Here is a 19,665-nt window from a genome sequence, read left to right as displayed (position 1 = left end):
TAATTTTAATGAGCTGAAAGTTCATCACATCGTTGAGTATGTATTTTCTGATTAGCATCACTAGACGCTTGTAAGTCCTTTCCTATTATCTTGATAGCTAATAGCTTAGCATTATCTTCATTAGCAGCAGTCACAGGCTGATCAAATAAATTCATTTCCTTGTTTGGATAACCGTGCCAGCCGTGACACATATATTGCTTATCTTTTTTATCATTGGCCGCCATTGCCATGGAAGGGAATAAAATTGAAATCATGTAACTAATTGATAATATTAACAATCCATATTTTACTGAATAATTCATTTCAATCTCCTAGGGGTTATTGTGACGCCTAATTAATAGATGATCTTATTCATTACGATTGAGTTTAATAATCTAAATCGCAATATTGCAAATGATAAAACAAATGATAATCATTTTCATAATTTTTTAATACATTTTTGCAATATATATATAAATAATATTAAATAACCTTTTTATTAAGCAACCAAAATCATTTTGAATAAAAAACACTTTTGTAATAGGTTATATCTTTCAATATTGCGCGAAAGATTTAATTAACAATTTCATCATTAAGGTTATAAGCAATGCAGGTAATGAGGGAATATTGTATTGCTGTTTGTTACAAAGACGGATTTTACTGATTGACCAACTTACTTATTTTAATATAAAAATATTTATTGGCATCCTTGGTTAATATTTATCTGTTATTCAAGTTAAATCAACAAGTTTAGCTTACTCGTTCGGCTATAACATCGAATTTAATGATGTGAATTTTCACGCGGTCGAATAAATAGCGCTGGAATGGCAATCAATGACATTAACCAAAATACCCAGTTATGGTGAAAAGGAAAATGTTCATAAACAAAACCTACAACGATTGTCACTATCGCTAACCCGGCTCCTAAGGCCAATGCCGAATAAAATGCCTGTAGACGAATAATTTCATCTTCGTTACGGGCGCTAATAAAACGCATCGCCGCAAGATGACAAACAGTAAAAGTACCACTATGTAAAAGTTGGCTCATTATCAGTATCGGTAAAGCGGTAAAACTGGCCATTAAGCTCCAACGAATCACCGCACAACTCGCTGCTAACAATAATAATCCACTCGCCTGCCAATGACGAAAAAGGACATAACTAAAGGTAAACACAATCACTTCAGCAACAATACTTAAAGACCATAATAGACCGATAATAGCATCGGAATAACCTACTTCTTTCCAATAAATTGAAGAAAAGCCATAATAAGCTGCATGAGAGCTCTGTAATAAGGTAATACAGAGTAAAAAGCGCCAGACTGAGCTATCAAGCAATAATTGTTTCAATGAGATTGTTGTATTGGCGATCTGGCGATAAGTGGCTTTAGGCAGAACAGTAGGTTGTAATAACATCGTCAACAGCATAATGACTATGCTGGCAAGTAATGCATAGATAATTATTTTATGCCCCCAGTTATTGGCTAAATAACCCATCGAAGAAGCGCTAATTATAAATGCAAGCGAACCCCAAGCCCTTACTTTACCATAATCAAATGTTATCTGTTTTTGCCAACTAGCGGCTAAAGCATCGGTTAAAGGTACCATTGGTGAAAAAAAAAGATTGAAAGCCAACATGATAAATAATAACCATAACCAGTTTGAACTGACGATAAATCCTATAGCAAAGATCAACGTTAAACCAGCAAATAGACGCAAAGTGGTAATTAGGTGACGAGATCCTTTTACTATCGGTGCGATCATCAAAGAACCAATAAAACGTGCGCTAAGGCCGGTTGCTAACAAAATACCGATTATATCAGCCTCAAGCCCTTCACCATTTAGCCACATTGCGATAAAAGGCAAAAAAATGCCATAAGCAAAAAAATAAGTGAAATAATCTAACGCAAGCCAACGTGTTGATGGAATAATCATTATTTATTCCCATTTGATTATCATGTAAAAAGCCCGATTCATTTAACAACTAAAACGGGCTAAAACAAATCACTAAATTTTACTTATTTATGCATAGAACAGGAAACTGCTGGCACATCAACAATACTTTTTGTTTTACATTTTGGATCACACTTTCATCATCAATCTTGTCCAAAATATCACATATCCAATTGGCCAATTCAGCTGATTCTTTTTCCTTAAACCCACGACGAGTAATGGCAGGTGACCCTATACGAATACCGGAAGTAACAAATGGGCCCTTAGGATCATTCGGTACACTATTTTTATTGACAGTAATATTAGCACGACCCAGTGCGGCATCTGCCTCTTTACCGGTGATCCCTTTATCCACTAAATCTAATAAAAATAAATGATTTTCAGTTCCACCAGAAACAACCTTGTAGCCACGCTTGATAAAAACTTCAACCATCGTTTTCGCATTTTTAGCCACTTGCTGTTGATAAGTTTTAAATTCAGGCTCCATCGCTTCTTTTAATGCAACCGCTTTACCCGCAATAACATGCATTAATGGACCGCCTTGAGCGCCAGGGAATACAGCAGAATTTAGCTTTTTGTAAAACGCTTCATCACCACCTTTAGCCAAAATCAAACCACCACGAGGGCCGGCCAAAGTCTTATGGGTAGTAGTCGTCACAACATGCGCATGAGGAACAGGATTAGGATAAACACCAGCAGCGATCAAACCCGCGACATGCGCCATATCAACAAATAAATAAGCACCTACACTATCTGCAATTTGACGCATCTTAGCCCAATCTACCACGCCGGAATAAGCAGAAAAACCGCCAATAATCATTTTAGGTTTATATTTTTGTGCCTGAGTAGCTATATCGTCGTAATCAATTTTTCCTTTTTCATCGATACCATAAGGAACGATATTATAAAGTTTACCGGAAAAATTGACGGGTGAGCCGTGGGTTAAATGTCCACCATGTGCCAAATTCATGCCTAACACAGTATCACCGGGTTGCAATAAGGCCATATAAACAGCAGTATTAGCTTGCGAACCTGAGTGTGGCTGAACATTAGCAAAATCCGCATCAAATAAAGTTTTCGCCCGATCAATAGCAAGTTGTTCAACAATATCAACATATTCACAACCACCATAATAGCGCTTACCTGGATAGCCTTCAGCGTATTTATTCGTAAGTTGGGAACCTTGAGCCTGCATGACTCTTGGACTGGTATAATTTTCTGAAGCGATTAACTCAATATGCTCTTCCTGACGCTTAACTTCATTTTCCATTGCTTGCCATAGTTCTTGGTCATAATCTGCAATACTCATTTCACGCTTTAACATTTACTTCTCCTGACTCAGCCACATTTTAAATCGCTATTCAATTAAATGAATAGCACACAGTGTAAACTCTTTTAGCTCACTGAGATAGCCCCAAAATAAAAAATTACGCAAACGATTGCTATGTATGTATTATCAAATATAGACATTTCTCAATAGCGATTTGATCGCCAATTAAAATACGCTAACTCAATCTCATTTTTACAATTAATTATTTACTTTTAACCTGAAACAATTTAAGTTGCATTTAAAATGCAACTTTAAGCCCTCAGTTAACTTTAGGAATTTTATATGATTGATTCTCAAACTATCGCCACCGTTAAATCAACTATTCCTCTTATTGTTTCCACTGGTCCTAAATTAACCGCTCATTTTTATCAACGGATGTTTCAACATAACCCTGAATTAAAAGATATTTTCAATATGAGTCATCAAATTAATGGTGATCAAAGAGAAGCTTTGTTTAATGCCATTTGCGCCTATGCTGCCAATATTGATAATGTTTCGGCCTTACTACCTGCGGTTGAAAAAATTGCCCACAAACATGCTAGCCTAAATATAAAACCTGAACATTATTCGATAGTTGGTCGACATCTATTACATACCATTGATGAGTTATTTCAGCCTGGAAAAGAAATTATTGATGCCTGGGCTAAAGCTTTTGATGTGCTGGCCGATATCTTTATTAACCGTGAAGAACAAATCTATAAAACAAATGAAGAAAATATCGGCGGTTGGCGTGGTTTGCGTCGCTTCAAAGTGGCTAAAAAGATCCCGCGTAGCGAAACGATCACCAGTTTTCAATTTATTCCAGCAGATGGTAATGAGATAGTCGATTTTCTTCCTGGACAATATTTAACCATTTATTTACAGGATCGTGAAAAACTAACCAATCAACAAATTCGGCAATACTCATTAACCAATGCACCTAATGGTGAAAGTTATTGTATCGCGGTAAAGCGTGAAGAAAATGGCAGTGTGTCAAACTATCTGCATAACAATATAAAAGAAGGTGATATCGTCAAATTGGCACCACCTTGCGGAGATTTTTTTTGGCAGTGAATACTGATACACCAGTAACGTTGATTTCAGCCGGTGTCGGCTTAACGCCAATGATAAGCATGTTGGAAAAGCTACATCAACAACAACATAAAGCGCCATTAAATTGGCTACATGCGACAGAGCATGGTGGACATCACGCTTTTGCTAATGAAGTAAAAAATAAATTAACCGATTTTATCCATGGCTTCAGTGCCGTTTGGTATAACAATCCACGTGAGCAAGACAGACAAGCTGAACAGTATCAATACCAAGGACTAATGAATCTGTCAGAAGTAAGACAACAACTTAATATTAACAATATGCATTACTATTTCTGTGGCCCTGTCAACTTTATGCAATTTATTGCCAAGCAGTTGCTCACCATGGGAGTAAATACCAGTCACATCCACTATGAGTGTTTTGGACCACATAAAGTTATTGAGGGAAATGAACAATAACCCTTGAAACTCTCACTAAAACCAAGATAAGTGGTAACAGGTGGAATAGGAGGTTACAGATTCCATATCAACTCCTTTGTAACTTTCAACCATCTGTTACCCTTTAAAATCAAATAGCTGCTTCATCCTGCTCGCCGGTGCGAATCCGGATCACATGAGCAATATCATAAACAAAGATTTTACCATCACCAATTTTTCCCGTCTGAGCCGTTTGCGTTATCGTCTCGACACAACTGTCAACAATATCGTCTGGAACAACAATTTCAATTTTTACTTTAGGCAAAAAATCAACCATATATTCTGCGCCGCGATAAAGCTCTGTATGACCTTTTTGGCGTCCAAACCCTTTTACTTCCGTGACTGTCATTCCGGTTATGCCGACATCTGCTAAAGCTTCTCTTACATCATCTAGCTTGAACGGTTTGATAATTGCATCAATTTTCTTCATCAAATTATCCTATTATCACCAGTTTTTACGACCAAAAGCCGAAGTAATTGGGTAACGCCTATCCTTATTGAAATTTCGAATAGTAATGCGTGGACCTATCGGTGCTTGACGTCGTTTATATTCATTAATATCAACTAGCTTAATCACCTTACGTACTGTTACTTCATCAAATCCAGCCGCAACTAATTCACTGACCGATTTATCCTGTTCAACATAACCTTCAAGGATCGCGTCCAGCACAGGATAAGGTGGTAAACTATCTTGATCGAGTTGCCCTGGTGCCAGCTCAGCAGTAGGCGGCCGCTCGATAACGCGCTGAGGGATGTTTGGTGAAATCGTATTACGATATTTTGCCAACTCAAATACTAACGTCTTTGGTACATCTTTAAGCACCGCAAAACCGCCGGCCATATCACCATAAAGACTAGTATAACCTACCGCCGATTCACTTTTGTTGCTGGTCGTTAATACTAAACGGCCACTCTTATTTGATATTGCCATCAAAATGATAGCCCGACAGCGAGCCTGCAAATTTTCTTCGGTTGTGTCGGGAGCCATGTCTGCAAATAAGGGCGACAAACCAGCCATAAATGCATCATACATAGCTTCAATAGATACTATCGCAAATTCAATACCTAACAATGTAGCCTGTTCTCTGGCATCATGGATGCTTATCTCAGCGGTATATTTAAAAGGCATCATGACTGCCTGAACGTTATCTTTTCCTAAAGCATCCACTGCAATAGCTAAGGTTAAAGCTGAATCAATTCCGCCTGATAATCCCAAAATAACACCTGAGAAGCCATTTTTATTAATATAGTCACGGGTTGCCATGACTAATGCTTCATAAACTTGTGCGGTAGAAGATAAAGTTTTAGCTAAATTAGCTACTGGTAGCGGTTCGCCATCATTAAATTTACACTGGATAACCTGCTCAGCAAACTGCGCTAAATAATGCGTTATCTCACCCTGGCCATTAAATACTTTTGACCCACCATCAAATATAAGTTCATCCTGCCCGCCCACCTGGTTTAAATAGACAATTGGCAAATGCGTTCTTTGACTATGAGATTTTAATAACCTTGTACGGATATGGAGTTTTTCGCGATTATAAGGTGAAGCATTAATGATAATCAGCACATCAGCGCCTAGTGCTTTAATTCTATCAACCGGTTCATCAAACCAAACATCTTCACAAATTAAAAAACCTAGCTTATAACCTTTAAAAGATAAGACACAGCTTTCGTGACCAGCATAAAAATAGCGCTTTTCATCAAAAACACCATAATTAGGCAATTGTTGCTTAAAATAACGCGCCACCATTTGCCCCTGCCAGAAAAATGACAATGCATTATAACATTTTTCATTTTGCTGCCATGGATGACCAACGACAATGGCTATATTTTGACTCGCTTCTTTAAGGCGATCTAGCTGTTTACTACAGCGTTGGTGAAAATCCGACCGAAAAAGTAAATCCTCCGGCGGATAGCCAGTTAAAGACAATTCCGAAAACAGAATAAGATCCGCACCCTGCAACTGTTGAGCCTTAGCTTCCTGCAACATGCGTTCACAGTTGCCTTCAATATCACCTACCAGCCAATTTAATTGTGCTAGTGCAATATTCAGCGTTCGGTTCATAAAATTTCACTCTCCAGACATAATAATAATTATTCTTTAAAATCATTAGCATCCAGTTTATGCCTGGCTAATAATTTATAAAATTCTGTTCGGTTTCGACCTGCCATACGCGCTGCGTGGGTAACATTGCCTTTTGTCATTTGTAACAATTTGCGCAAATAATTAAGCTCAAATTGGTTACGAGCCTCAACAAAAGTAGGTAATGCGGTATTCTCGCCTTGCAGTGCCTGAATGACTAGCGCTTCACTAATAACCGGCGCCGTTGTTAATGCAACACACTGCTCAATAACATTTACTAATTGCCTTACATTGCCCGGCCAACTGGCGGCCATTAAACATTTTATCGCATCCCTCGATAGGCTACGCACAAAAGGTTTATGACGCTTTATTAATTCCCTTAACAAGTGATTAGCTAACAAAGGAATATCTTCTGAACGTTCATTAAGGGCAGGAATTTTAATATTTACCACATTCAAACGGTAATAGAGATCTTCACGAAATTCATTCTTTTCCATCGCCTTTGGTAAATCACGATGAGTCGCTGAAATAATTCGAACATCAATATCTAGATCACGATTACTACCTAAAGGGCGAACTTTACGTTCTTGCAAAACCCGTAATAGTTTCACTTGAAGTGATAAAGGCATATCACCAATTTCATCAAGGAATAATGTTCCACCTTGCGCAGCAAGAAACAACCCCTCACGATGGGTAACCGCACCGGTAAAAGCGCCCTTGGCATGCCCAAACAACTCAGATTCTAAAAGCTGCTCAGGTAAAGCCCCACAGTTAATTGCAATAAATGGCTTTTTAGCTCTAGGGCTAGCACGATGAATTGCTCGAGCCAATACTTCTTTACCGGTACCACTTTGGCCATTGATTAATATACTAACATCAGATTGAGCCACCATACGTGCCTGTTCTAATAAACGAAGCATTATCGGGCTACGAGTGACAATTTCCTCACTCCAATTTTCATCAGAAACCGAAATTGACATGGCCAAAGCTTCACCGATCGCTTTATAAAGAGCATCACGATCAACCGGCTTAGTAAGAAAACTCGATACCCCTCTTTGGGTTGCAGCTACCGCATCAGGGATTGAACCATGCGCCGTTAAAATAATAACCGGCATGCCTGGCTGCTGTTTCTGTATCTCAGCAAAAAGTGCCATGCCATCCATTTCATCCATACGTAAATCACTGATAACCAGATCAATTTTATCTTTTGCTAGAATTTTCAAGGCATCCGCGCCATTTTCTGCGGTAACCACCTTAAATCCTTCGCTGGTCAAGCGCATACCCAATAATTTCAACAGACCGGGATCATCATCTACCAAAAGTAGGTTAGCTGATTTATGCACTGTCATTGCGCATTTTCTCCGCTGTTATCAGCCTGATGCGACTCTTTAGTTACATCGGTTGTTTTCGGCTCGGCACTATTTGATGCTGAATTGGCACTACTTTTATCCATTTTTCCGCTTGAAATAGCTTGTTCCTGTTTACGCGAAGAAAGTTGTCGTTCAATATCTTTCAAATTTTCCAACTTACGCGAGACAATATTTAATTCATAGGTTAGATGAGCATTTTGTTCAGCAAGCCTATCTAGTTTATTATCGCTTTCTTGTTGTAAACGTAAATATTTAGTATTGGCTTCTTCAAGATTAACAATCTGTATTTGCTTTTCACGCCATAATTCTAATAGTGGTCGAATAGATGAAGGGAACTGCAAACTATAAATATTAAAATTATCAATCATCTTACGCCGAACGATGACGGTTGGTTCGGCAACATCGAGTAAAATACTATGACGAAAAACATTCTGCCAATTAATTAACTGGATCGTTTTAGCCATCAAACGCGATTGCTCTTTATTCAACCTATTAGCGCAATCAACTATTCTCAACCAGTAAAGCGGATTATCTGAAGCACTCTCACTCTCTATACTCCATATTTTTTCACAATTTACATAGCGATAATCTGTTATACGTTCTTCTATTGGCATAGATTCATTTATCATATCCAGAGGTAATGGATGGTGAGATTTACTACATGCTGTTAATAAAAATGGTAAAAAAAGTGTGATTAAGTTTACTTTCCATTTAGTGGAAAAAAATCCCTCACAACTTAGCCTCGCTGATACAATATGCCATGTTTTCCGCATTATCCCTGCGGCTATTAGGATGTTGTAATTAGACCAATTTGGCATTATTCATACTCTGTGGTTAGTGGTAGTTCAATACGAAAACAGACATCAGCAAACTGACAGTCAATAAGCAATAATTGACCATTCATTCTCTTAATACAATCTTGGGCAATACTTAATCCTAACCCGCTACCCTTTACTGCCCCTTTACGCAATAAAGATCCCTGAAAAAAAGGCTCATAAATCATATTTTGTTCAGATTCTGGAATGGGAGTTCCTGTATTAGCGATATCTATCTGGAGTTTATCATCAGTTTCATTACTTAGTATCCAAATCTTACCCGATTCAGAACCGTAGTGCACTGCATTAGAATAGAGATTATCGATCACTCTGGCCAAAAAAGTAGGCTCTGCACGACAGTGAGTAATATTCAACTCAATTTCAGTTTGCATATTTTTAGCTCTAGCCGTTAGGTTATGTGAAGAAACGACATTTGCCACCAACTTGGTTAAATCAATTTGCTGAATTTGTGCTGGCCCATCGGCTAACTGACGATTATAGTCTAATAATTGCTCAATGAGTTGTTGCAAATGTTTACTACTATTATCCAAAATAGCGACCACTTCTCGTTGATCTAAAGTTAGAGGCCCTGCTACTTCATCAGCTAACAGTTCAGCCCCTTCACGCATGCTGGCTAAAGGTGTTTTTAATTCATGAGAAATATGACGTAAAAATTCATGACGTTGTGACTCCAGCCAACGAAGCCGCTCACTCAACCAAACAATGCGCTGAGCCAATGAACGTAACTCACTGGGGCCTTTAAAACGCTCAAGTCTGGTAAGAAGTGTTCCTCCAGCCCCAAGATGATTAATCATACGCTCAATAGCTTTAACTGGACCAATAATCATTCTAGTAAATAACACAACTAATAATACACTTAATAAAAAGACAATTAGTGTTTGCCAACCAAAATATTGCCCTTTTTCAGCAATAGCATTCTGCAATTGAGTACCACGTCCAAATACTACATCACGTGTTAATTGTACTAATTGGTTATTGGTAACCGAAAAACGTTCAAGCGCCGTTGCCATTTCCGGAATAGGCGAATTATTTTCGCATTTTAAATCGGAGAGCTCTTCCAGTAGGGTTTGAATAGTCGTGATTTGGTTTTTATCAGGCAAAATAGTTAGTTGACGAGCTAGCATCTCACTATATTCTTGCCGTTTTTTCTTATAAAGCGCAGCAAAAGTTTGATCGTTTAACACACAATATTGGCGATAACTACGCTCCATTTCAAGCGCAGTACTGGTCATAATTTCACTTCGCCTGGCATCAAGCAAGGTAGTGCGATTGATATCAGCTGCTTGATTACTCAACTCATCTAAACTTTGATAAGCCTGATATGCCAATATTAATAACGGCAAAAGAACCAATAAAAAAGCCATCACCACCAGTTGGCGTAGTGAGCGCGGAAAAGAATGCCACTTATTCAAAGAAATCATCTCATTACCTATTCATACTATTATGGTAACAGAACTTTTATGCGATAGTGAATTTGCCTAGCAATTTAATAAAATATCTAATCGATTGTTATGTTAAAAACAGCCTTTTAATCACGAAAATCAAGGGTGAAATGTTAAATAATTAATAAGGAAATAAAGCAAGGAAGGTAAATAATATTGCATCTAAGCAACAATAAATATTTTATCGAATAACCCACTGCCTGCACCCCGCCCATATCGGCGAGGAGAGCAGCGAATTTTTATAGATGGTGCCTCACTCCACGTGTCGCCCGATGTTTGATAAAGCAGATTAATTTAAGCTATATCATGCTGTTGGACGATAGGCACCTTACTTTTGGCATCATTCCTGGCTTATGTGGTATGCATCCATCGCTATAGGATCCGACATAAAAAGTTGAATGAGCAACTACCTAATATGATATGCATTTTATATGCTATCTTTTTCAAATTAATTATAATCAATTGAAATATAATAAAAAATAAATTTTATAAGGCTTTAAAATGGTTTTTGATTAAATTTAATGCCTTAATTTTAGTAAAAATGTCGCCTATTAGCGACATTTCATCAAGTAAATTAGATACTAATAAAAAATCATATAATTAAATGTCTCCATTTAGAGACAATTTATTTTACTTACTTTGCTAATTAGCGACAGTTATGTAATCTAATAGATAATTTTAATAATAATTAATATTAAATTTCAGCTAAATTTAGCTCATAATCAAATTCATTTTTTACTTGTTTTCAATCAAAAGATTAAAGCTACATTTTATCTGCTATTACTAACCAAGTTTTATCACTTTAATTAGCTATAGGAGAAAATATCTAATCAACCCAGCTGCCGACGAGCATTACGGAAAATACGCATCCAGGGGCTATCTTCGCCCCACTCTTGCGGATGCCAGGAATGACTAACCGTACGAAATACGCGCTCCGGATGCGGCATCATGATAGTCGCCCGCCCATCTAAGCTCGTTACCGCAGTAATACCGTTAATCGATCCATTTGGATTTGCTGGATACTGTTGAGTAACCTGACCATAATTATCAACAAAGCGTAGCGCGACTAAATGATTTTTTTCCAACAGGTCAAGATGAGCCATGTTTCGCATCTCGACTTGTCCCTCACCATGAGAAACCGCTATTGGTAGTTGGCAACCGGCCATATCTTGTAAAAATAGCGAAGGACTTTCCATCACTTTTACCAAGCTAAAACGCGCTTCAAAGCGTTCTGAACGATTACGAACAAATCGTGGCCAATGTTCAGCACCTGGAATTAATTGATTGAGATTAGACATCATTTGACAACCATTACATATGCCTAAAGATAAAGTATCTGCGCGAGTAAAAAAGCCAGCGAATTGGTCATGTACTCGTGAATTGAATAAAATTGATTTTGCCCAGCCTTCTCCCGCACCCAATACATCACCATAAGAAAAACCACCACAGGCAACTAATAGCTGAAAATTTGCGAGTGTTACTCTGTCTGCTAACAAATCACTCATATGCACATCGATGGCAGTAAAACCTGCACGGTGAAATGCAGCCGCCATTTCAACATGGGAATTGACCCCCTGTTCACGTAAAACAGCCACTTTCGGTGCGCGGTTTGTCATAATATAGGGCGCCGCAATGTCATCTGCTGGATCAAAGTTTAATTTTACATTTAAACCCGGATCTGTCAGATCTTGTTTAGCCTGATGTTCTTGATCAGCACACTCAGGATTATCACGTAAACGTTGCATTTGCCAGCTGGTCTCAGCCCACCATAAACGCAATTGGCTACGCTTTTCACGATAAATTTCTTTGCCGACACTGTTGATAGCAACAATATCGTCTTTAATTGCCATACCAATATAGTGTACACACTCAGACAAACCATGCTCAGCTAAACAAGCTTCCACCTTTTCCCTATCTGCTTGTTTGATTTGGATAACTGCACCTAATTCTTCACTGAATAAAGCCGCAAGAATATCTTTATCATAATGACCAATATCAATATTCAACCCACAGTGACCGGCAAATGCCATTTCGGTTAATGTCACAAATAGGCCACCATCAGAACGATCATGATAAGCTAATAATTTTTGTTCTTTAATAAGTGCCTGAATCCCATTAAAGAAACCGGTTAATAATTTAGCATCACGGACATCGGGTGGATAATCACCTAATTGCCGGTATACCTGCGCCAATGCTGAACCACCCAACGCATTATGACCCTGCCCGAGATCTATTAATAATAATGCATTATCTTGATCACTTTTCAGCTCAGGTGTAACCGTTAAACGAACATCTTCAACCCGTGAAAAAGCAGTAATCACAACAGAAAGTGGCGCGGTCATTTCACAAACCTGTTCGCCTTCATGCCAGGTGGTTTTCATTGACATAGAATCTTTACCAACCGGGATGGTTAGACCTAATGCTGGACATAGCTCCTCACCAATCGCCTTTACAGCTTGATACAAACCTGCATCTTCACCAGGATGTCCGGCGGCTACCATCCAATTAGCGGAAAGTTTCACCCGTTTTAGATCCTGAACATAAGCAGAAGCGATATTGGTCAATGCTTCTCCAACTGCCATCCGGCTGGATGCTGCATAATTCAATAGTGCTATTGGTGAGCGCTCACCGATAGACATAGCTTCGCCATAATAACTGTCTAAACTCGCTGTCGTGACCGCACAATCAGCAACCGGGATCTGCCAAGGACCAACCATTTGATCTCGCGCTACCATTCCGGTAACACTACGATCGCCAATAGTAATCAGAAAAGTTTTCTCTGCCACTGCGGGTAAATGTAATACCCGTTTAACCGCTTCTGTTAAGGTTATCGTCTTTCGATTAATCGGCTTACCAGCTGCATGTTGAGAACTAACATCACGTCGCATTTTGGGTGTTTTACCTAACAAAACATCCAGTGGCATGCAAATAGGCTGGTTAGTAAAATAACTATCATTAAGTAGCAAATCCCGATTTTCCGTTGCTTCACCAATAACGGCATAGGGTGCGCGTTCTCGACGACAAATAGACTCAAATAAAGGAAGTTGTTCAGGTAACACAGCCAATACATAACGCTCTTGAGATTCATTACACCAAATCTCACGTGGATCCATGCCTGGTTCATCATTCAATATTTGGCGTAGTTCAAATATCCCCCCTCGACCCGCATCATTTACTAGCTCAGGCATGGCATTAGAAAGCCCTCCCGCACCAACATCATGAATAAATAGAATCGGATTATCGTCACCTAACTGCCAACAGCGATCAATAACCTCTTGGCAACGACGCTCCATTTCAGGGTTGTCACGTTGCACTGAGGCGAAATCAAGATCAATATCAGATTGCCCTGAAGTCATCGATGAAACTGCGCCGCCTCCCAGCCCAATATTCATTGACGGGCCACCTAGTACAATTAATTTAGCGCCAACCGGAATATTGCCCTTTTGAATATGTTCTGCCCGAATATTACCTATACCACCTGCTAACATAATTGGTTTGTGATAGCCGCGTAATTCTGCGCCATTATGACTATTCACTTGTTCTTCATAAGTACGAAAATAACCTAACAAAGCGGGTCGGCCAAATTCATTATTAAAAGCCGCGCCTCCTAATGGCCCATCCAGCATAATATCAAGCGCACTAACAATACGCTGCGGTTTACCAAAATCTTGTTCCCAAGGTTGTTTAAAACCTGGAATGCGTAAGTTAGAAACAGCAAATCCGACTAAGCCTGCTTTAGGCTTTGCACCACGTCCTGTGGCGCCTTCATCGCGTATTTCTCCACCCGAGCCAGTTGCAGCGCCTGGCCAAGGAGAAATAGCTGTCGGGTGGTTATGGGTTTCTACTTTCATCAAAATATGGGTATTTTCATGATGATAATCATACTTACCGCTTACCGGATCAGGAAAAAAACGCCCAATATTCGATCCTTCCATCACGGCAGCGTTATCTTTATAAGCAGATAAAATATAATCTGGCGTTTGTTGATAAGTATTTTTTATCATACTAAACAAAGAATTAGGTTGTTTTTTACCATCAATAATCCAACTGGCATTAAATATTTTATGCCGACAATGTTCTGAATTAGCTTGCGCAAACATATAGAGCTCAACATCGGTTGGATTCCGCCCTAATGTTTGGAAGGCATGCATCAAATAATCAATTTCATCTGTGGCTAGCGCTAACCCTAATTCAGTATTTGCCAATTCAAGTGCGCGACGACCATTTTTTAATATTTCTATTGTTACCATCGGCGCTGGCTTATGATGCACAAAGAGTGATTCTACCTGCTCAAAAGAAGTCCAAACCGCTTCAACCATTCGATCATGCAAAATGACAGATAAATCATCCAATTGTGATATATCCAGTGGTGCAGAATAAATAATATAATAAGCAATCCCACGCTCAAGCCGGATCACCTGCTGTAATCCACAGTTATGAGCAATATCCGTTGCCTTTGAAGACCAAGGTGAAATAGTGCCTGGCCGTGGAGTAACCAAGAGTAACTGGCCTGTAGGCTGTTGCTCAGTTAATGAAGGGCCATAATGAAGCAACTTACTCAGTTTTTGTCGGTCATCCTGATTTAATGGCGCACCAAGTTCAGCAAAGTGTACATATTCAGCATAAATGTCAATAACCGGCAGTTGTTGCTGTTGGCATAAAGATAGAAGCTTAGTAATGCGAAATGTCGATAAAGCGGGTGAGCCACGCAGGATTTCCATAGTAATAGTTTCTCTTAACTTATAAAGCTGGCCTGAAGCATAGGTATCAGGAAAACTGGCCGACTATTATAAAGCATCATGAGCCATTACGAAACCGTTTGCGTGAACATTTATCACTCACTAGGGAATGTTAAAGATATGTAAAATAGATTAAATTACGTTGCAAATCATTTTTTTGTTAAGCAAAATATCGGGCTCTTAAAAAATTGGCCATAATTTGGTCATTTTAATTAAGATAATCTGTTTAACTAACGAGATATAACCATTTGATTAATATTAGAATTAATTATCTTGTTATCGTTATTGTCTCTATAATTTCTGTTGGTGTCATTGCACTTAATATTGAGTGGCCCAACCAGCAGCAAGACCAGGTAAAGAGAATTATTTCTCGTGGTGAACTACGTGTAAGTACCATTAATTCACCACTTATGTCCTTTAACGATAAGCAAGAAGCAAGCGGATTTGATTACGAACTGACCAAACGCTTTGCCGATTACCTTGGCGTAAAGCTACGTATCAATGTACGTTCAAATATCAATCAGCTTTTTAATGATCTAGAAAACGGTAATAGTGACTTCATTACTGCAGGACTTCTCTACAATGAGAAGCGCCTCGATAGAGCACAGCCGGGACCTGCCTACTATACCGTTTCACAACAACTGATTTATCGCAAAGGGATAAATCGTCCACGCTCTTTGAATGATATAAAAGGGAAGTTTGTCGTTGCCACAGATTCAGTACACGCTAGTACACTGCAACGGTTGAAGCAAAAATACCCTAATCTCCAGTGGGAAGAAACCAGTCATTATAATGCGACTGAGTTATTACAACTGCTAGCTGAAGGAAAAATTGATTATACCTTAGAAAACTCTATTGTCGTCGCCATGCAGCAACGCATTCATCCAAACATTGCAGTTGCTTTTAATGTTAGCGACGATCATAGCCTTAATTGGTATATGAAACGCTCAAAAGATAATAGTCTAAATGCAGCAATGTTAGACTTCTTCAATAAAAGCAAAGAAGAAGAACTTTTAACCCGCTTAGATGAAAAATATTTTGGCCATGTTGCTAGCTTTGATTATTTTGATACGCTTTCATTTATTACTGCGATTAATAAAACTTTGCCAACCTATAAACATCTGTTCAAAAAATATGCAGAAGATATGGATTGGCGGCTACTCGCAGCAATTTCCTGGCAAGAATCCCACTGGGATCCACTTGCCACATCACCAACGGGTGTTCGTGGTTTAATGATGCTTACCGTACCTACCGCACAAACTATGGGTGTGTCAGATAGGCTGGATCCAGAGGAAAGTATTAAAGGTGGCGCTGCTTATTTACAATATCTGATGTCACGCTTACCAACCACTATTGCGCCTGATGATCGTATTTGGTTTGCATTATCAGCTTATAATATGGGATTGGGTCATATGCTTGATGCCAGGAAACTGACACTCCTACAAGGTGGTGATCCAGACAGTTGGTTAGATGTAAAAGCTAGACTTCCCTTACTCAGTAAGAAAAAATATTTTGCTAAATTAACCTACGGTTATGCACGTGGCTATGAAGCCTATCGTTATGTGGAAAATATTCGCCGTTATCACCAAAGCTTGGTGGGTTACCTACAGAATAAGGAAATGAATCAAAATATGCAGCTTGCCGCCAGGGATCCGCTTTTATTCTCTAGAGCCAGCAGTAAAAAAGAAAGTAGTGATTAATTTTGCCAATCATTACTAAAATAGTATTAGCCTTTACTTCTGCCTAAGTAGCCTCACTAAGCTGCTTAGGCAGATTTAATTTAACAGCGCGGCACTTTGTTGCCCAATTTTTTTTCTGCTCGCCGCTGTTTAAAAAAACGACTTAACATCGCCGAACATTCATCAGACAAAATCCCTCCCAATACCAGAATACGATGATTCATATCAGGATGATTAAAAACATCAATTATTGAGCCCGCAGCACCGGTTTTTTGATCACAGGCACCATAAACTAAGCGACTGATGCGCGCATGGATCATGGCCCCAGCACACATAATACATGGTTCTAAGGTCACATAAAGAGTAGTGTTAAGTAAGCGATAATTTTGTAAATATTGGCCACCTGCCCGCAAAGCTATAATTTCTGCATGAGCACATGGATCATGATCCGAAATAGGCTGATTCCAACCTTCTGCAATCAATTTATCTTCATGAACCAATACCGCACCTACCGGAATTTCACCTTTTGCTTGCGCCTTTTCTGCGAGTAAAATAGCTTTTCGCATCCAATAAACATCTTTTTTGGCTTGTTCCACGAATAAAAAACCTCAAAAAATTAACTTATAGGGTAAAAGTTGTTATAACATAATATCAATCTATGGTTTAATAACACTGGAACAGATAATAGATTACCTTGCTAAATCATCTGTAACATAAGCTATGCTATTACATAAATTTAGTCTATTCGACCCTGCTCATCTTTCATTAAAGATAGTAACCTAATTAACACGTGTATATTAAATGATAAAAAAATTAATAAATAACAATCAGTATTTTTTGCTAAAAATATTGCTACTTACTATATTATTTAGCTTAATTCATTACGCTTTAGGTTATCCACCAAGGCTAAACTATACAGCGGGTATCGTTGCATTACTCATCGTTATCAGTCCATTACGGATAATATATTGTGGATTTATTATCATATTTACAATTATTGCAGCGCTATATTTTCCGGCCAGGTTTCTATATGGTGCGCCCTCACTCACCATAGCAACATCAGTTACTTACACCAATTTACATGAAGCAATAGAATTTATTACTAATATTCCATATTATCTTTATATTGGATCATTATTTATTTTACTGTTCGGTTTTTTCTGTGCAAAATTCAAGCTTAATAGCGCAAAAAAAATAAAGGTTTGGGCTTTTATTACTTTTCTGCTGTTTCTTTTCTATGGCCCAATAAAAGATTATAAAGAAATAGGTGAATTTGATATTTTAAATAGTGGTTATCCAGAAATTAAATTTATCAAAGATACCTATGAGGCGAAAGGCGAGACGGAAAAGCTTTTTAGCTTAATTGCACAAAAAGATGATTTCCAGCCAAACAATGCTGCCACACCCTATGATACCTATGTTATGGTGATTGGTGAAAGCGCTAGACGCGACTTTATGCATGTTTATGGCTTTCCAATTAATGATACCCCATTTATGGATGCTGCTAATGGTATTATATTCAATCATTATATTTCAGCCGCCTCAACAACCGTACCATCATTAACTCATTCGCTAACTCAGCCTCCTAAATTAGCTAATAGCGTTATTGCGCTCACTAAAAAGTGGGGATTTACTACTTATTGGCTGTCAAATCAGGGAGCGGTTGGTATCTATGACACACCGATTGCCTCGCTGGGGAAAAAAGCCGACCAGCCATTTTTCCTTAAAAGAGGAAGTTATAATAATAGCAAAGAGAGCAATGATGATGAATTACTACCGCAAATTGCAGCAGCAATCAAAGCCCCTCAGGCCAAAAAATTGATTATTGTTCATTTAATGGGTAGTCATCCTCGCGCCTGCGCCAGAACTGATAATCATTATGATATTTTTTATAAAAGTAAAGAGATCTCATGTTATATCCAGAGCATAAAAAATACGGATCAGCTACTGGCAACTATTCATCAATATTTAACTGACAGCCACTCAAAATGGAGCATGATATACTTTTCTGATCATGGTTTGGGTTTCGTCAATAAAAACAATCCGAGTGACCTTAAACTCACCCATAATGACCAATATCGTCAAGATTATGAAGTACCACTATTTATTAGCTCTCATAATTCTATCAACCGGCAGTACATCAACGCTGGCAGAAGTGGAATTAACTTTTTAAGTCTATTTTCTGAATGGTCAGGTATTGACGATCCCAGTATTGACCACTCCTGTCATATGATTTCAAACGATATTTGTTCACAACAAAATAGTGTCATTGACTTTAGTAATAAACGCATTGACTATAGAAAATTACCGGCCGATATGGCGCCATAACAGAATGCAAAATACCAAAACAACTAATAGGGTATAATATTATTGTTTTAGTCTGATAATTTATTGTGTACAATATAAAATAAGTTGTGTTTATTTTCGCTACAAAGCTAAAAATAAATGCAGCTTTTTACTAATTTGATGATCTAACTAATATTTTAAATAAAACTTTAAATGTCACTATTAATTACTCCAAATATATTATAGAGTGTGATAAAGAATAAAATAATAAACTTATAGTCTTATATTATCTTTTAGTTTTTGAATTAGCATTAATTGTTAGTAATCTCATTTGATCTTAGTAATACAAAAATACTAAGCATGCATGGAGGCACTAACCTGCTATTGAAGCACATTAAAATATTTTCTACGTAATTAACAGAAAAAATTCTTTTTTTGTTACATAGTTAGCTTAACCAT

General features: G+C 38.1%; 12 protein-coding genes and 1 pseudogene. 3 read left to right on the top strand and 10 right to left on the bottom strand.

The window, feature by feature from the left end; all coding sequences use genetic code 11:
• Positions 1-5 precede the first annotated feature (5 nt).
• The 3 genes from G468_RS0102185 to glyA all read right to left on the bottom strand — a co-directional run bounded on the left by G468_RS0102185 (position 6) and on the right by glyA (position 3,254).
• Positions 6-302 (bottom strand): hypothetical protein, encoded by a 297-nt coding sequence (locus tag G468_RS0102185; protein ID WP_026821708.1) that lies wholly within the window; start codon positions 300-302, stop codon positions 6-8.
• A 458-nt stretch (positions 303-760) separates the two neighbouring features.
• A complete protein-coding gene (locus tag G468_RS0102180; RefSeq protein WP_026821707.1) occupies positions 761-1,912 on the bottom strand; it encodes a 3-phenylpropionate MFS transporter in 1,152 nt (383 codons plus the stop codon).
• Positions 1,913-1,991: 79 nt separating this feature from the next.
• On the bottom strand, positions 1,992-3,254 hold the full coding sequence (gene glyA, locus G468_RS0102175; RefSeq protein ID WP_026821706.1) for a serine hydroxymethyltransferase: 1,263 nt from the start codon (positions 3,252-3,254) through the stop codon (positions 1,992-1,994).
• 288 nt (positions 3,255-3,542) lie between these two features.
• Here glyA and hmpA point away from each other — a divergent pair.
• Positions 3,543-4,750: pseudogene (gene hmpA, locus G468_RS19480) on the top strand (NO-inducible flavohemoprotein).
• A 109-nt stretch (positions 4,751-4,859) separates the two neighbouring features.
• Here the strand turns inward: hmpA and glnB are convergent.
• The 6 genes from glnB to purL all read right to left on the bottom strand — a co-directional run bounded on the left by glnB (position 4,860) and on the right by purL (position 15,223).
• Positions 4,860-5,198, bottom strand: coding sequence for a nitrogen regulatory protein P-II (gene glnB, locus G468_RS0102165; RefSeq protein ID WP_026821705.1), 339 nt, complete (start codon positions 5,196-5,198; stop codon positions 4,860-4,862).
• 15 nt (positions 5,199-5,213) lie between these two features.
• A complete protein-coding gene (locus tag G468_RS0102160; protein WP_026821704.1) occupies positions 5,214-6,836 on the bottom strand; it encodes an NAD+ synthase in 1,623 nt (540 codons plus the stop codon).
• 29 nt (positions 6,837-6,865) lie between these two features.
• The gene (gene glrR / locus G468_RS0102155) at positions 6,866-8,203 is read right to left on the bottom strand and encodes a two-component system response regulator GlrR (protein ID WP_026821703.1); all 1,338 of its coding nucleotides are present in this window, start codon (positions 8,201-8,203) and stop codon (positions 6,866-6,868) included.
• Entirely contained in the window at positions 8,200-8,997 is a 798-nt protein-coding gene (qseG, locus tag G468_RS19475; RefSeq protein WP_162143403.1) for a two-component system QseEF-associated lipoprotein QseG, read from the bottom strand. The genes glrR and qseG overlap by 4 nt, the downstream gene beginning before the upstream one ends.
• Positions 8,998-9,041: 44 nt before the next feature.
• Positions 9,042-10,481: a sensor histidine kinase gene (locus tag G468_RS0102145; protein ID WP_026821702.1), complete on the bottom strand. Its 1,440-nt coding sequence runs from the start codon at positions 10,479-10,481 to the stop codon at positions 9,042-9,044.
• Between the two features lie 851 nt (positions 10,482-11,332).
• Positions 11,333-15,223 carry a phosphoribosylformylglycinamidine synthase gene (purL, locus tag G468_RS0102140; protein ID WP_026821701.1) on the bottom strand — a complete coding sequence of 1,297 codons (3,891 nt, stop codon included), beginning with the start codon at positions 15,221-15,223 and terminating at the stop codon, positions 11,333-11,335.
• 266 nt (positions 15,224-15,489) lie between these two features.
• On the opposite strand from purL, the gene mltF reads away from it, so the two are divergent.
• Positions 15,490-16,941 (top strand): membrane-bound lytic murein transglycosylase MltF, encoded by a 1,452-nt coding sequence (mltF, locus tag G468_RS19470; RefSeq protein ID WP_051296914.1) that lies wholly within the window; start codon positions 15,490-15,492, stop codon positions 16,939-16,941.
• An 80-nt stretch (positions 16,942-17,021) separates the two neighbouring features.
• On the opposite strand, the gene tadA is transcribed toward mltF, so the two are convergent.
• Positions 17,022-17,516 carry a tRNA adenosine(34) deaminase TadA gene (tadA, locus tag G468_RS0102130; RefSeq protein WP_026821700.1) on the bottom strand — a complete coding sequence of 165 codons (495 nt, stop codon included), beginning with the start codon at positions 17,514-17,516 and terminating at the stop codon, positions 17,022-17,024.
• Positions 17,517-17,721: 205 nt separating this feature from the next.
• Between tadA and G468_RS19465 the strand changes: the two genes are divergently transcribed.
• Positions 17,722-19,248 carry a phosphoethanolamine transferase gene (locus G468_RS19465; RefSeq protein ID WP_034249193.1) on the top strand — a complete coding sequence of 509 codons (1,527 nt, stop codon included), beginning with the start codon at positions 17,722-17,724 and terminating at the stop codon, positions 19,246-19,248.
• Positions 19,249-19,665 lie beyond the last annotated feature (417 nt).

Source organism: Arsenophonus nasoniae DSM 15247 (assembly GCF_000429565.1).
Taxonomy (GTDB): domain Bacteria; phylum Pseudomonadota; class Gammaproteobacteria; order Enterobacterales; family Enterobacteriaceae; genus Arsenophonus; species Arsenophonus nasoniae.
Note: the sequence above shows the minus strand (reverse complement) of the source record. Positions and strands in the feature narration are given on the sequence as shown.

Coding starts and splice junctions, on each gene's coding strand:
- G468_RS0102160 (WP_026821704.1), bottom strand. CDS start 6,836: ATGAACCGAACGCTGAATATTGCACTAGCACAATTAAATTGGCTGGTA.
- purL (WP_026821701.1), bottom strand. CDS start 15,223: ATGGAAATCCTGCGTGGCTCACCCGCTTTATCGACATTTCGCATTACT.
- G468_RS19465 (WP_034249193.1), top strand. CDS start 17,722: ATGATAAAAAAATTAATAAATAACAATCAGTATTTTTTGCTAAAAATA.
- G468_RS0102185 (WP_026821708.1), bottom strand. CDS start 302: ATGAATTATTCAGTAAAATATGGATTGTTAATATTATCAATTAGTTAC.
- glnB (WP_026821705.1), bottom strand. CDS start 5,198: ATGAAGAAAATTGATGCAATTATCAAACCGTTCAAGCTAGATGATGTA.
- glrR (WP_026821703.1), bottom strand. CDS start 8,203: ATGACAGTGCATAAATCAGCTAACCTACTTTTGGTAGATGATGATCCC.
- G468_RS0102145 (WP_026821702.1), bottom strand. CDS start 10,481: ATGATTTCTTTGAATAAGTGGCATTCTTTTCCGCGCTCACTACGCCAA.
- G468_RS0102180 (WP_026821707.1), bottom strand. CDS start 1,912: ATGATTATTCCATCAACACGTTGGCTTGCGTTAGATTATTTCACTTAT.
- qseG (WP_162143403.1), bottom strand. CDS start 8,997: ATGCGGAAAACATGGCATATTGTATCAGCGAGGCTAAGTTGTGAGGGA.
- glyA (WP_026821706.1), bottom strand. CDS start 3,254: ATGTTAAAGCGTGAAATGAGTATTGCAGATTATGACCAAGAACTATGG.